Origin of the sequence: Ensifer sp. Root127 (genome assembly GCF_001425225.1) — a bacterium.
GTDB classification, from domain to species: domain Bacteria; phylum Pseudomonadota; class Alphaproteobacteria; order Rhizobiales; family Rhizobiaceae; genus Ensifer; species Ensifer canadensis.
Genome location: NZ_LMDX01000054.1, coordinates 99818 through 114481, shown reverse-complemented (window position 1 = coordinate 114481; position 14664 = coordinate 99818). Strand labels below are relative to the sequence as shown.

General features: G+C 62.0%; 13 protein-coding genes. 5 read left to right on the top strand and 8 right to left on the bottom strand.

The window, feature by feature from the left end:
• The first annotated feature begins 63 nt into the window (after positions 1-63).
• The 5 genes from ASD03_RS35735 to ASD03_RS35715 all read left to right on the top strand — a co-directional run bounded on the left by ASD03_RS35735 (position 64) and on the right by ASD03_RS35715 (position 5934).
• On the top strand, positions 64-1050 hold the full coding sequence (locus ASD03_RS35735) for a tripartite tricarboxylate transporter substrate binding protein (RefSeq protein ID WP_057218902.1): 987 nt from the start codon (positions 64-66) through the stop codon (positions 1048-1050).
• 98 nt (positions 1051-1148) lie between these two features.
• Positions 1149-1649, top strand: coding sequence for a tripartite tricarboxylate transporter TctB family protein (locus ASD03_RS35730; protein ID WP_057218900.1), 501 nt, complete (start codon positions 1149-1151; stop codon positions 1647-1649).
• Between the two features lie 34 nt (positions 1650-1683).
• Positions 1684-3222 (top strand): tripartite tricarboxylate transporter permease, encoded by a 1539-nt coding sequence (locus ASD03_RS35725; protein ID WP_057218898.1) that lies wholly within the window; start codon positions 1684-1686, stop codon positions 3220-3222.
• A 41-nt stretch (positions 3223-3263) separates the two neighbouring features.
• Complete coding sequence (locus tag ASD03_RS35720) at positions 3264-4202, top strand: sugar phosphate isomerase/epimerase family protein (RefSeq protein WP_057218896.1); 939 nt, start codon at positions 3264-3266, stop codon at positions 4200-4202.
• A 13-nt stretch (positions 4203-4215) separates the two neighbouring features.
• Positions 4216-5934, top strand: a complete 1719-nt coding sequence (locus ASD03_RS35715) for a dihydroxyacetone kinase family protein (RefSeq protein WP_057218894.1) — start codon at positions 4216-4218, stop codon at positions 5932-5934.
• Positions 5935-6099: 165 nt separating this feature from the next.
• On the opposite strand, the gene ASD03_RS35710 is transcribed toward ASD03_RS35715, so the two are convergent.
• From ASD03_RS35710 to ASD03_RS35675, 8 genes are all read right to left on the bottom strand, one after another.
• The gene (locus tag ASD03_RS35710) at positions 6100-8034 is read right to left on the bottom strand and encodes a DUF3604 domain-containing protein (protein ID WP_057218892.1); all 1935 of its coding nucleotides are present in this window, start codon (positions 8032-8034) and stop codon (positions 6100-6102) included.
• 83 nt (positions 8035-8117) lie between these two features.
• Positions 8118-9161: a HupE/UreJ family protein gene (locus ASD03_RS35705; protein WP_057218890.1), complete on the bottom strand. Its 1044-nt coding sequence runs from the start codon at positions 9159-9161 to the stop codon at positions 8118-8120.
• A complete protein-coding gene (locus tag ASD03_RS35700; protein ID WP_057218888.1) occupies positions 9158-10027 on the bottom strand; it encodes a peptidylprolyl isomerase in 870 nt (289 codons plus the stop codon). The genes ASD03_RS35705 and ASD03_RS35700 overlap by 4 nt, the downstream gene beginning before the upstream one ends.
• Before the next feature lie 498 nt (positions 10028-10525).
• Positions 10526-11140 (bottom strand): DapH/DapD/GlmU-related protein, encoded by a 615-nt coding sequence (locus ASD03_RS35695; protein WP_057218885.1) that lies wholly within the window; start codon positions 11138-11140, stop codon positions 10526-10528.
• Entirely contained in the window at positions 11137-11844 is a 708-nt protein-coding gene (phnL, locus tag ASD03_RS35690; RefSeq protein ID WP_057218883.1) for a phosphonate C-P lyase system protein PhnL, read from the bottom strand. The genes ASD03_RS35695 and phnL overlap by 4 nt, the downstream gene beginning before the upstream one ends.
• Before the next feature lie 65 nt (positions 11845-11909).
• The gene (phnK, locus tag ASD03_RS35685) at positions 11910-12686 is read right to left on the bottom strand and encodes a phosphonate C-P lyase system protein PhnK (RefSeq protein ID WP_025429075.1); all 777 of its coding nucleotides are present in this window, start codon (positions 12684-12686) and stop codon (positions 11910-11912) included.
• On the bottom strand, positions 12683-13561 hold the full coding sequence (locus ASD03_RS35680) for an alpha-D-ribose 1-methylphosphonate 5-phosphate C-P-lyase PhnJ (RefSeq protein WP_057218881.1): 879 nt from the start codon (positions 13559-13561) through the stop codon (positions 12683-12685). Before ASD03_RS35680 ends, phnK begins: the two co-directional genes overlap by 4 nt.
• Positions 13558-14664 (bottom strand): carbon-phosphorus lyase complex subunit PhnI, encoded by a 1107-nt coding sequence (locus tag ASD03_RS35675; protein WP_057218879.1) that lies wholly within the window; start codon positions 14662-14664, stop codon positions 13558-13560. The genes ASD03_RS35680 and ASD03_RS35675 overlap by 4 nt, the downstream gene beginning before the upstream one ends.

Below are 14664 nucleotides of genomic sequence, written 5' to 3'. Positions count from 1 at the left end.
TTCAACCACTACCGGCGCAGGAGGAGGTCTTGCGCCGCATCTCACTCAACGGGAGGACTAGATATGAAGAAATCCGTTTCTATCGCATGCGTTATGGCAGCCGCATTCGGCGTTGCCGCTCCGGCGTTGGCTTTCGAGCCCGACCGTCCGGTTGAATTCGTCGTCACGGCTGGCCCGGGCGGCGGCACGGACATCTTCGCGCGCACGATCCAGGCGATCATCGGCAAGTACGAACTGATGAAGGCGCCTGTTGTCGTCACCAACAAGGGCAGCGCCGGCGGCGCCGAAGGTTTCGTCTACACGGCGACCAACAAGGGCGACGCGTACAAGCTGGCATTCGGCACCAACAATGCCTACCTGCTGCCGGTCCGCGCCAAGGTGCCTTACAAGGCTGAGGACCTGACGCCTGTTGCAGCGCTTGCTTCCGACGAATTCATTCTCTGGGTCAATGGCAAGGCGTCTTACGCAACGGCTGCCGACTTCGCCGCCAAGGCCAAGGAAGGTGGACTGAAGATCGGCGGAAGCCAGTCGAAGGACGTCGACCAGATCCTCACCTCGATGATCAACGACGCGACCGGCGCGACCATCAACTACATCCCGTTCAAGAGCGGCGGTGAAGCCGCTGTTCAGCTCGCCGGCGAACACCTCGACGCCAACGTCAACAACCCGAGTGAAAACCTCGGCCAGTGGCAGGCCGGCATGGTCAAGCCGCTGTGCGTCTTCAAGAGCGTCAAGCTGACGAACGACGCCAAGGTTGCTGGCGACAAGGGCTGGAGCGACATCCCGACCTGCAAGGAGACGGGCATTGCCATCGACAACTACTCCATGCCGCGCACCGTCTGGCTGCCGGCTGGCGTGGAACCCGATGCCGTCAAGTTCTATGCGGACCTGATGCGCAAGGTTTCCGAAACGCCGGAGTGGGCGAAGTATCTTGCCGATACCTCGCAGTCTCCCGCTTACATCGCTGGCGACGATTTCAAGGCCGCCATCGAGATGGACGGCGCCGCAGTCGGCGAAGTTCTGAAGCGCGAAGGCTGGCTCGCCAACTAAATCAGGCGATATATCGGGACGGGCGCCTCGACAGCGCCGCGCGTCAAGCATGACGCGCTAAGGGGAGCGCCCGTCAACCGGTTTGAAAGGTCACGATCATGAGTGAGAACAGTGCGAATGGGCTTTCCCGCTTCGCGGTGGAGCTTGGCGTTGCCGCGTTGACTGGTATCTTTGGCGCAGCCGTCTGCTATGGCGCCTCCGATGTCGGCGCCGGGTGGAGCGATTTCGGCCCCGAGGCCGGCTATTTTCCCTTCTACATCGGCGTTCTGATCATTCTGGGAAGCGTTGCGAATGCGATCGGTGCATTCGTGAAGCATCGCGGCACGGGCGATATCTTCATCGACGGTGCCCGCGCCCGCGTCGTTGCCTCATTCCTCTTGCCTCTTGTCGCCTTTGCCGGCGTCTCCGCTTGGCTCGGGCTCTATGTCGGGACCGCACTTTATATCGCCGGCGCGATGCTCTTCCAGGGGCGTTACAAGTGGTGGATCGCACTGCCGGCCGGCGTTGCCGTTTCGCTCTTCTTCTTCATCGTATTCGAGATCGGCTTCAAGGTTCCGCTTTTGAAGGGACCGGTCGAGGCCTGGTTCGGGATCTATTGATCCCAACCGCTAAAGTTTCCCCGGGAGGAATGACATGGAAAATATCGGTCTTCTGATCGATGGCTTCGGCCACATCCTCAGCTGGAATCATATCCTGCTGATGATGGTCGGCGTCACGCTCGGCATTCTCGTCGGTGTTCTGCCCGGCCTCGGCGCGCCCAACGGCGTATCGCTGCTGTTGCCGCTGACCTTCTCCATGGATCCGATCTCCGCCATCATCCTGCTCTCCTGCATGTATTGGGGGGCGCTGTTTGGCGGCTCGACGACATCCATCCTGTTCAACATTCCAGGTGAACCCTCGTCGGTCGCGACAACGTTCGACGGCTACCCGATGGCCAAGGCAGGGCAGGCGAGCCGCGCCTTGACGCTGGCCTTCGTCTCGGCCGGCATCGGTGCCCTTGCTGGCGTGGTGATGATCACGCTGCTGTCGGGCTGGGTCGCGAATTTCGCGCTGCGCTTTTCCTCGCCCGAATATTTCGCGGTCTACTTCCTCGCCTTTGCAAGCTTCATCTCGATGGGGGCGCAATCGCCGTTCAAGACGCTCGTGTCGATGATGGTTGGTTTTGCGCTTGCATCCGTCGGCATGGATACAATCTCCGGCGATCTGCGCCTGACCTTCGACATCCCGACCCTGATCAAGGGCGTCAGCTTCCTGATCGCCGTCATGGGCCTCTTCGGCATCGGCGAACTGTTGCTGACGACGGAAGAGGGCCTGCGCTTCGAAGGCATCAAGGCGCGTGTCAGGCTCGCCGAAATCGGCCGCACCCTCGTCGAGATCCCGCGCTACTGGCTGACGATCGCGCGCTCGACCATCATCGGCATTTGGATGGGCATCACGCCCGCCGGGCCGACCGCAGCCTCCTTCATGAGCTATGGCGTCGCCCGTCGTTCGGCGCGCGACAGGTCGAAGTTCGGCAAGGGCGACCCGCGCGGCATCGTAGCACCGGAGACCGCCGACCATTCGGCCGGCACTTCGGCACTGTTACCGATGCTGGCGCTCGGCGTTCCCGGTTCGGCCACGGCTGCCGTCATGATGGGCGGCCTGATGATCTGGGGCCTCACGCCCGGTCCGATGCTGTTTACCGACCGGCCCGATTTCGTTTGGGGTCTGATTGCCTCGATGTATCTCGGCAACGTCGTCGCCGTCATCCTGGTGCTCGCCACCGTGCCGCTCTACGCCTCGATCCTGCGCGTACCGTTCTCGATCATTGGCCCGATCATCGTCGCGGTCATCTTCTCCGGTGCCTATCAGGTGGCCAATTCCGTCTCCGATATCTTCATGGTCATCGGCTTCGGCGTGCTGGGCTACGTCTTCAAGAAGCTCGATTATCCGCTGGCGCCCCTGGTTCTCGCCATGGTGCTCGGCGACAAGGCCGAGGATGCCTTCCGCCAGTCGATGCTTCTGTCGAGCGGATCGCTGAATATCTTCTGGTCAAATGCGCTGGTTTCGTCGTTGATGGCGCTTGGCCTGGCAATGCTGCTGTCGCCTGTCGTCTTCGGACTGATCGGCCTGGTTCGCAAGCGCAAGGGCGATGATGCAACATCGCAGGGCGACGGTAGCGCGGCGGCTTGACGGAGCCGCCGCACCAAACTTCAAAAAATTGGGGAAACGCCATGGCAAACGCGCCGCGCAAATGGAACCGTGACACCTGGCCTATCGCGGCCGCCATGATCCAGTATCCGAACATCCTGGCGGATGGCCGCTCGGTTCAGGACCAGTCGGTCGAGGAATGGGCACTGACACTCGATGACGTCGTCGATGCCGGCTTCACTGAGCTCGACCCGACCGACAGCTGGATCCGTCTTGCCGATTTGTCACCGGCACGGCTCGAGAGCTTCGTCGCATTGACGCGTGATCTCGGCCTGACGATGCCGGGGATCTCGACTGCGCGTCGCAGCGTCATCGATCCGGTTCATGGCGACGAGTATCTCGCCTATGGTCATCGGGTCATCGATACGGCTGCGGCGATCGGGGCAGGTTCGGTCTCCTTCGGGTTCTTCGGTCCGTTGACCGATGCGCAGAAGAAGGCGCTGTGGTTCTGGACAGTCGATGGCGTCAAGAACCCTGATGACGCAGCCATCTGGCAGAAGGGTGTCTCGCGCATCCGCGAGCTCGGCCGCCATGCCGAAGAACTCGGCATCGAGCTGGCGCTCGAGATGTATGAAGACACGTACATAGGTTCCGCCGATAGCGCGGTGCGCTTCGTTACCGACGTCGGTCTTGCGAATGTCGGCATCAACGCCGACCTCGGCAACCTGATCCGCCTGCATCGTCCAGTCGAGCACTGGCAGGAAATGATGGCGAAGGTTGCACCCTTTGCCAAATACTGGCACGTCAAGAACTACAACCGCACCGAGGACGAAACTTCGGGGCTGATCGTGACCCATCCAGCCCCGCTGGAGTTCGGCGTGATCAACTACCGTTCCGCCATTCGCATGGCGCTTTCGCACGGGTTCCAGAGCCCGTTCCTCTGCGAGCATTACGGTGGCGATGGCCTTTCCGTCAGCGCAACCAATCGGGACTATCTGAGGCGCATTCTGCCTCGCGACTAAGGAACAAGTAGCGATGACCACGATCTTTGACGCACCGGAAGATTTCGCCGTAACCGCGCTCGCCGGCTTCAGCTCCATCTATGCCCGCAATGTCCGCCTGGTGAAGGGCGGCGTCGTGCGCTCGACCAAGGTGCCGAAGGGCAAGGTCGCCGTCGTTATCGGTGGTGGCTCCGGCCATTATCCGGCCTTTGCAGGTTATGTCGGCCCAGGCATGGCTGATGCTGCCGTCGCCGGTGACGTCTTTGCCTCGCCGTCGACCGCTGCCGTCGCGCGTGTCTGCCGTCATGCCGACCAGGGCGGCGGCGTTCTCCTCGGTTTCGGAAACTATGCCGGGGACGTGCTGAATTTCGGCGTTGCCGCCGAACGCCTTCGGGCCGAAGGCATCGACGTGCGCATCGTGCCGGTGACTGACGATGTTGCCAGCGCTGCCGCTGTAACGGCGCCTAAGCGCCGCGGCATCGCCGGCGATCTCGTGGTCTTCAAGATTGCAGGCGCTGCGGCCGAAGCCGGTCTGTCGCTGGACGAGGTCGAGCGCGTCAGCCGCCTTGCCAATGATCGCACCGTCTCCTTCGGGGTCGCTTTCGGCGGCTGCACCCTGCCGGGCGCGAACCGTCCGCTCTTCACGGTTCCGAAGGGCGAAATGGCGCTCGGTCTTGGCATTCACGGCGAGCCGGGCATCAGCGAAGAAAAGGTCGTAACGGCAACCGAGCTTGCGAAATTGCTTGTCGGCAAACTGCTGGCCGAACGTCCGGCCGGGACGGCAAAGGTCGCGCCGGTGCTGAACGGACTGGGCTCGACCAAGTACGAAGAGCTTTTCGTTCTTTGGGTCGCCGTCGAACAGGAATTGAAGGCGGCTGGCCTCGAAATCGTCGATCCGGAATGCGGCGAGTTCGTCACCAGCCTGGACATGCAGGGCTGCTCGCTGTCGCTGCTCTGGCTCGACGAAGAGCTTGAAACCTACTGGCGTGCGCCATGCGATGCACCGGTGCTGCGCAAGGGCGCGATCATCAACGCAGAGCCGGCGACCGATACGATTTCCGATGAGGATGGTCCCGCGACCTTCGCGCCTGCGTCGCAGGCCTCCAGGGAAAGCGGTAAGTGCATTGCCCGGTTGATCGGCAAGGTTGCCGATGCCCTGAAGCAAGCTGAAGACGAACTCGGCCGTATCGACGCCTTTGCCGGCGACGGCGACCATGGCCAGGGCATGCGCCGGGGCTCTGCGGCGGCCCAGGAGGCCGCGAACTCTGCGGTAGCTGCTGGGGCAGGCGCTGCCAGTGTGCTGGCAACGGCGGGCGATGCCTGGGCCGATCGCGCGGGCGGCACGTCGGGCGCAATCTGGGGCCTGCTTCTTCGCTCCTGGAGTAATGCATTTTCCGACGACGACAAGCCTGCGGATGCGGCCATCATCGAAGGTGCGCGGCTCGCGCTCGACGGCGTCACCCGTCTCGGGCGCGCCCGCGTCGGCGACAAGACCTTGGTCGACGCCCTCGTGCCGTTCGTCGACACGTTGGAGCGGGAATTTGAAAACCTGAAGTCGTTGAACAAGGCTTGGGAGGCGGCGGCCAAGGCTGCCAGCGATGCGGCTGACGCCACGTCCAGCCTGACGCCGAAACTCGGCCGTGCTCGGCCGCTTGCGGAAAAGAGCATCGGCCATCCGGATGCAGGCGCCGTGTCGCTGGCGCTCACCGCCCGCGTCGCCGCCGACTTTCTGAAGGAAGCCGTCGACGCCTGATAACGCCGTCCGGTCCATTCCTCGCAAAAAGGGCGTGGATCCTCCCAACCGCGCCCTTTTTGTTGTCTTGTTCTTGCGCGTGTCGTTATCGCAAAACCGCTGCAAACTTTTGCGCGACTTGCGCTGATGTCCGTAGCAAAGACCAGTCTTCTTCAACCTTCTCGCCTAGCCCGCCGGATTGTACCAGATCGGTGAGGTGTAAGCCCGCTCCTGCGACGTCATTGGCACTTCGGACGGCATGGTGACGCCGAAGTACTTCGCGTCGTAGGCCGTCCAGCGCGGCGTCGGAATTTCCAGCACTCTAGCGTAGTAGAAGGCGCGCTGGGCCGGGTCGAAGGCGGGGTCGGTCCAGACCGAGATCAATTCTGGCGCGCCGATGGTATTGGTCCAGGTGGCGTCGGCGACGTCAACCGTGTTTCCCACAGGCGGCACCTTGCCGTCAATGCCAGGCTTACGTTCTCCGGACCATGCGGCGTCATAGACTTGCTCGTGCAATTGCCCCGCCGCATCCATCCAGCCCTTGACGATCTGATAGCGGTCGAGGTTCGCGCCGATCGGGTCCTTCAGCGCGGCCACCAGAAACGTAGGAGCCTTTTTCCCTGCGGGCGCGGGCGGCAGGTCGCCTCCCATCGGAACACCCTTGGCGTATCCGACCGCTGCCGGGCTTCGCGTCTTGGCGTCCGCCTCGGCGAACTCCCATCCGCCAAACAGCCGAACCAGCATCCGCGGCCCAGTGGTGGCGTAGACCTCCTTACGCTTCATTGCGTCGAAGATGGCTTCACGCGTGTTCTCTATCGCCCAGACGGCAGCATAGCCGCTCGAAACGACTTCCCAGCCGATGACCTCCTTGTCGCCGAACTTGGCGATTGGGTGTATCGCGCGGCCGGCGCTCGGTTCTGCCGCAGGGAGTTTGCCAAAGAAGTTGTTCTCTTCGACCGCGGCGAGCGACGTGTGGGAATCCGTCGATCCGATCAATCCATATTTGTACGGGTTCACGCCAAGCTCTTTCTCGAGTTTCAGGCCGTTCTTGAGGGCCGAGCGCGCATACTCGAACTGCAGCATATCAGGAGTTTTCGCCGCACTCAGGTCGAGGTTGCCCATATCCCACCGCTCGAAGTTGGCGAACTCGTCAGTCGGCGACAGCGTGGTATGCGTCTCCCCGTCGCCTTTCATCTGGGTAACTTCCATCAGCGGCTCGAGGCTTGCGCGGGTGCGCGCATACTCCGCGGTGATAGGCTTTCCTCCGACGGGATTGATCAACGGGAACATCAGGCCGTTCGACAGATTGCCGTTATGTGGGATGGCGAGCACGCTGCCGCCGGTCTTCGTCACGTAGTTTTGGAGAGCCTTCCATAGGTCTTCCGGATTGTCGCTCTGCAAGGACGAGAATGGCAGGATCGGCTCCGTCTTTTCCGCGCCGTCGCGGAAGACGACCACCCGATGCAAGTTGTTGCCGCCGGTGTTGGATGACCATTCATAGCCGATCAATACAGTAAACGTGCCGGGATCGTTGTATTTCTCCGCAGCCTGGACGTTCTTTTGCCACACCGACCGCGTCAGTTCGTCCGAACGAAGCGCAGCCGGCAAATGCTTGCCTCCACCACCGACGCTCGCCATGATTTCGTAGTAGATGTTCATCGCCTGGTCGCCGCCGGCTGCCATCATCTGGTTCCAGCGTTTCAGTTCAGGATCATTCATCAAGGTCGGGTTTCCGGTCTTGATTTCGCCCAGCGTGCCCATGTTCTCGGCGTGATCGGACACGACCAGAAAATCAAGCGGGCGGCTCAATCGTGCATGCTGACCGGTCGAGGAGATGACTTCCTCGCCGCGTGCGAAGCGATAGGCTTCCTCCGGTCCGAGGGAGTTGCCGAAGGCGATGGCGTCGAACGACTGAGACGTGTGCAGGTGCGTATCGCCAAACAGCGGACGGGACGGGAACCTATTGCCGGCGTAAGGCGAATACCCCGGCTTCGGGAAGAGTGTGTCGACCATATTGGGATCGAGCGTCCCCTTATCTATGGTTTCCTGTGCCAGTGTGGGGTAACCAAATGCCGTGGTCGCAACCAAGGCCAATCCGGCCAAAGGCATCAAAACGCGCATGACATCCTCCCGATCGACGGTTAACTTCTCGCTCTCATCTTTCCTACTCAACGAGCTGTAAGAACTTCACGGCTTGCGCTGCCCTACAGGAAGATGGCGTCAAGCCGTTGGACGCACCAAAATGCCGCGACAATCCCGATCGCGTACGCCGAGGCAACGGCTGCCCCGCGCGGCATTGCGGCAAAGCGACGGACAACATGCGCCAGCGTCAGCAATGCTCCGATGAACGCCAGTTGCCCAAGTTCGACCCCGAAATTAAACGCCACCAATGCCAGCGGAATGTCGCCTTGCGGCAAACCGATTTCGACCAGTGCGCCAGCGAAACCGAAACCATGCAGCAGCCCGAAGGCGAAGGCCACCATCCATGGACTGGTGATCGCAAGGCTGGTCTGGCCACGCTCCATGCGCACGATTTCTGCCGCCACCATGACGATGCTGATGGCGATCATCACCTCGACTGGTCGCGATGGTAGTGTCACCCAGCCGAGCGTCGCGCAGGTCAACGTGATCGAGTGAGCAACGGTGAAGGCGGTAACCGCCTTCACCAGCCTGCGCCAGTCGCGCACGATCAGTATCAGAGCGGCGACGAAGAGCAGGTGATCGAAGCCAAACGCGATGTGCTCGATGCCCTGACGAACATAGGTGGTAAAGACGCCCCAGGTGCTTTGCGATGCGGGTATCAGCGCAGATGGCGTGCCGGGTGTCAGCCGAGCCGTCCAGGTGTTGCCATTGGCAAGCACCAGGTGGACCAGGGCGTCGGTCATGGTGTTCTGCAACCCGTCGATCAGCACCGTCTGGCCGGCGAGTGGCTCCAGGGTTCGGATGCGCCAGGTCTGTACCATCGCATCGCCGGTCGGATGCGAGACGACCGGGTTCATCATCTCGATCCTGCCGGAAAACAAGGCTTTCAGCGCCAGCCGCGCATCGCCCTGCATGGGCGTCTTGAAGAGCACGCGCAACTCGTTCGGCGCTTCTTCCCGGATGCTGAGGTAGGCGGGGCGCACTTCATGTGCGAAGGCGGCCTCCGAGAACAGCATGGCAGCCACTGTAAGTGCAACCAGCCAAACCAACCTCGCTGCGGAGCAAGCCTCTCGCACGAACAGGGATGGGCGGGGTCGCCCGCTCATTTCGCAGCCGCCTTCGACGCGGGCTCGGAACCCAGAGTCGCGCTCACGCCGTCATCCAGTTCGACCCCATACTTCCTGCGAAGCTCGACGAGATAATTGCGGGTAAGTTCGGCTTGCTTCGCGCTGCGCCACTCGGCGAGGACAGCGTCCCGCGCCGTTTCGAAAGGTTTCGGAGTTGCCGCCGCGCGCTGTGTGACAAACACCAGATGGAAGCCATAGCCGGATTTCACCGGTCCGCTCCACCCGCCCGGTTGAAGTGCCAGGACGTCGTGCGCGAAATCGGCACCGAACATGGCCGAAATAGCCGCTGCGTCTGCATCGTCGAAGCTGTTCCCGAGGAGCAGCCGGTCGCCTGCCGCCGGCTCGACGTCGCCGCCGTTCAATTTGGCGAGCGCCGCCTTGGCGTCTGCCGCAGCGTCAACGCGGCGCTCGGGACTGAAGTAGGCCTGCTTGAACGACAACTTGCCAGGCGTCTCGAAGCGCGACGAGTTGGCCGCGTAGAATTTCCGCAGTTCCGCCTCAGTCGGCTCAGCCAGTTGGGCGGTGTCCTCAATCATGAATTTGAGTTTTTGCGCCAGGCGGCGGCGGATGATGGTGTCATCCTGATCGAGGCCCATCTCCTTGGCCTCGCGTGCCAGAAGCCTTTCGCTCAGGAGACCGTCGACCATTCCCTTCAACTCGCCGGCGGTCGGATCACGTAACCATTGGCTCGACCACGTCTGCCTCAGCCATCGGATGTCGCCCTCGCCGATGCGGACAGGTTCAGCCCCGTCCTCCGCCCGCTTGTCATGCAGCCATGAGTAGCCGCAAAACACGAGCGCGCCGGCGACGGCGAAATGCAGTAGAGGTTCTCTGAGCAACTTCATACAGCCATCTCCGTGTTCCTTCCGGTGAGTGGCAGAGAAGAAAATTCAAAGTCACAAGGTCAGTGCAGTTCCTCTATTCGACCAACGTCCGCCACTTTTTTTTCCAGGGCGGTGCCGATGACATTTATGCGCCAGGAACGGCATAATCTGCAATATGTATTCGATGTGATGTTTACGTCACTTCGCATGGCTTTATCCCGATTGCATAGTGTATATCCCTATCGCGCACTGCGGTTTAACTTGCAGATGCCTGTCGGCTTTCTTTGTCGGTGGAAATGATTGTCCTTACCCCCGGTAAGCTTTGTAATTCTGGGCGATATATACTAGTTGCAATCAGTTGGTTTGCAATCCAGGACTGAAGAAAGCGCGCTCGACGGCGAACAGCCAACTTCGCATGACGCTCCCTAGCGTCCGCACCCCCCCACCAATCCGGACTTTCGAGGCGTTTCTGCCGAGGGGGCAGCTTCGGCCCTAACTGCGGCGCTGACCTCGGCGTGCTCAGGCGTAGCGAACGAGAAACTCCTCGGCCGTCAGTTCGCGGAAATCGTCGAGCGCCTTGCGCAGGCGCTGATGGTCCCAATCCCACCAGGCGAGGCTATCCATCCGTTCGCCAATGCCGGCATTGAACCGATCACGGATGAGCTTTGCCGGCACGCCGCCGACGATCGTAAAGGGTGCTACGTCCTTGGAGACGACAGCGCCGGCTCCAATCACCGCACCGTTGCCAACATTGACGCCCGGCAGCACCGTCGCACCGTGACCGATCCAGACGTCATGGCCGATGGTCACCCGGTTCGACCGGCGCCAGGCGAAAAGATCGTGATCGACTTCGGTATCGTCCCAGTAGTTCGGAGCGCGATAGGTAAAGTGATGGAGCGTTGCGCGCCAGGTCGGATGGTTGGTGGCGTTGATGCGCACGGCGGCGGCGATGTTGACGAATTTGCCGACCGTCGCGCACCAGATCGAGCCGTCCTGCATGATGTAGGAGTAGTCGCCGAACTCGACCTCTTCCAGGCGCGAGCGCTCCTGGACTTCGGTATAGCGGCCGAGCGTCGAGTTGTTGACGCTCGCGGTCGGGTGGATGAAAGGCTCGAGCCCGAGTTTCTGGCTCATGCGGCGGCCTTTCGCGGCGAGAAGGCTGACACGTCGAGAATGCGGTCAGCCACCGCGTCGCGGACTTCCTCATCGTGGAAGATGCCGATCAATGCCGTTCCCTTCGCCTTCTTCTCGGCGATCATCTCGACGACCACCGCACGGTTTTTCGCGTCGAGCGAAGCCGTCGGCTCATCGAGAAGCAGGATCTTGTGGTCGGTGATGAAGCCGCGGGCGATGTTGACGCGCTGCTGCTCGCCGCCAGAGAAGGTCGCGGGCGGCAACGACCACAATTCCCCAGGCAGGTTGAGCTTCGACAGAAGCTCGGCGGCGCGTGCGCGGGCATCTTCCATGGCGACGCCACGCGCCTGCAGCGGCTCGGCGACGATATCGAGCGCCGAGACACGCGGCACGACGCGCAGGAACTGGCTGACATATCCGAGCGTTGCGCGCCGGACTTCAAGCACGGTGCGCGGTTCGGCGGTTGCGAGGTTCACCAGCTTGCCGTCGTGCTCCATCAGGATCTGGCCTTCATCGACGCCGTAATTGCCGTAAAGCATTTTCAGGATCGAACTCTTGCCGACGCCCGAAGGGCCGCCGAGAACGACGCATTCGCCTGATTTGACCGAGAAGGAGACATTGGCGACGACGGGCAGGCGCACGCCGTCGCGCAGGTGCATGGTGAAGCTCTTTGCGACTTCGGAAACAACAAGGGGCGTAGCCATGATTCTTACTTTCCTTTGCGCATGATCTTGATCGAAAACCGATTTTCACTTTTCGGGATCATGCGTCATACCTGTAGGATGGAGGAGACGAGGAGCTGGGTATAGGGCTCGCGCGGATCGTCGAGCACGCGGTCGGTTAGCCCCTGCTCGATGACGGCGCCGTCCTTCATCACCATCATGCGGTGCGACAAAAGCCGTGCGACAGCGAGATCGTGGGTGACGATGATGGCGGCAAGGCCAAGATCGTGCACAAGCCCGCGCACGAGATCGAGCAGGCGAGCCTGCACCGAAACGTCAAGGCCGCCGGTCGGCTCGTCCATGAAGACGAGGCGAGGGGAGGTGACGAGATTGCGGGCAATCTGCAGGCGCTGGCGCATGCCGCCCGAAAAGGCGCGGGGCTGGTCGTCGATGCGGTCGATGCCGATCTCGACGCGTTCCAGCCAGTCGCTGGCGGCGGCACGGATGTTGCCATAGTGCCGGTCGCCAACGGCCATCAGGCGCTCGCCGACATTGGCACCGGCCGAGACCGTCATTCTGAGGCCATCGGCCGGGTTCTGGTGGACGAAGCCCCAGTCGGTGCGCATCAGGAAGCGTCGCTCGGCCTCGCCCATGCGGGCGAGATCCCGATACTGGCCGTCGCGCATATGGTATTCGACGATGCCGGATGTCGGCATCAACCGGGTCGAAAGGCAGGACAGAAGCGTCGTCTTGCCCGAGCCGGATTCTCCGACGATCGCCAGCACTTCGCCGGGGAAAAGATCGAAGGAGACATTTCGGCATCCGATGCGGCTGCCGTAGAATTTCGAGACGTCGTTGACTTTCAGAAGCGGTACGGCACTCATTCTGCGGCCTCCTGGCGGGCAAGCATGTGTCCAGCGTGGCCGCAGTCGCGGCGGTCTTCGCAATGGTCGGTGTCGGAGCAGACGAACATGCGTCCGCCCTTGTCGTCGAGCACGACCTCGTCGAGATAGACGTTCTCGGCGCCGCAGAGGGCGCAGGGCTTGTCGAACTTCTGCACTTCGAACGGGTGATCGTCGAAATCGAGGCTGACGACCTCGGTATAGGGCGGAACCGCATAGATGCGCTTTTCACGGCCGGCGCCGAAAAGCTGGAGCGCTTCCGACATGTGCATCTTCGGATTGTCGAACTTCGGCGTCGGCGAGGGATCCATGACGTAGCGACCCTCGACCTTCACCGGATAGGCATAGGTGGTGGCGATATGGCCGTTGCGGGCAATGTCCTCATAGAGCTTCACATGCATCAACCCGTATTCTTCGAGCGCATGCATCTTGCGGGTCTCGGTCTCACGCGGCTCGAGGAAGCGCAGGGGCTCCGGGATCGGTACCTGGTAGACCAGCGTCTGGCCTTCGCTCAGACCTTCCTCGGGAATGCGGTGGCGCGTCTGAATGATGGATGCTTCCTTAGTCTTCGTCGTCACTGCGACATCGGCGACCTTCTGGAAGAAGGCGCGGATCGACACGGCGTTGGTGGTGTCGTCGGCACCCTGGTCGATGACCTTCAGCACGTCCTTCGGTCCGAGGATCGACGCGGTAACCTGCACGCCGCCGGTGCCCCAGCCGTAGGGCATCGGCATTTCGCGCGAGGCGAAGGGAACCTGGTAACCTGGGATGGCGATCGCCTTCAGAATGGCGCGGCGGATCATCCGCTTGGTTTGCTCGTCCAGATAGGCAAAGTTGTAGGTGGCAAGGTCGGTCATTCGGCGGCCTCCTTCATGCCGTCCTGGCCGCCGGCGCGGGCAGCGTCATAGTCGCGGCGCATGCGCCGAACGAGGTCGAGTTCAGCCTGGAAATCGACATAGTGCGGCAGCTTCAGGTGTTCGACGAAACCGGTCGCCTGGACGTTGTCGGCATGCGAAATCACGAATTCCTGGTCCTGCGCAGGCGCAACGATGTCTTCGTTGAATTCGTCGGTGCGCAGCGCTCGGTCGACGAGCGACATCGACATGGCCTTGCGTTCGCTCTGGCCGAAGACGAGGCCATAGCCGCGGGTGAACTGCGGCGGCTGTTTCGCCGATCCCATGAACTGGTTGACCATCTGGCACTCGGTGACGCGGATGACGCCGAGCGAGACGGCAAAGCCGAGTTCCGGCAGGTCCAATTCGACTTCGACTTCACCGATGCGGACTTCACCGACAAAGGGATGCGTGCGGCCATAGCCGCGCTGCGTCGAGTAGGCGAGCGCCAGCAGAAAGCCCTCGTCGCCGCGTGCCAGGGCCTGCAGGCGCAGGTCGCGGGCCATTGGAAATTCCATCGGCTCGCGGGTGAGGTCGCCCATGACATGGCCTTCGGGCATGCGGCCATCGCCTTCGATCAGGCCTTCGCCGTCGAGAATGTCGGAAACGCGCATCACATGTTCGCCCGGCTCCTTGACGGCCGGTTCCGCGACGGCCGCGTCGTCGATCAACGAGGGGTCGAGCAGACGATGGGTGTAGTCGAAGGTTGGGCCCAGCAATTGTCCTCCGGGCAGGTCCTTGTAGGTGGCCGAGACGCGGCGTTCGACCTTCATGGTCGCGGTGTTCACCGGCTCGGAATAGCCGAAGCGCGGCAGCGTCGTGCGGTAGGCGCGCAGGATGAAAATTGCTTCGATCATGTCGCCGCGCGCCTGGCGCACGGCAAGCGCTGCGAGTTCCCGATCGTAAAGCGAGGCCTCGGCCATGACGCGATCGACGGCAAGGCCAAGCTGTTCGACGACCTGCTGGATCGTGATCGACGGGAGCGTGCGGTCGCCACGGCGGCGATCGGCAAGGAGGCGATGGGCGTTGGCAATGGCGGCTTCGCCGCCCTTCACTGCAACATACAT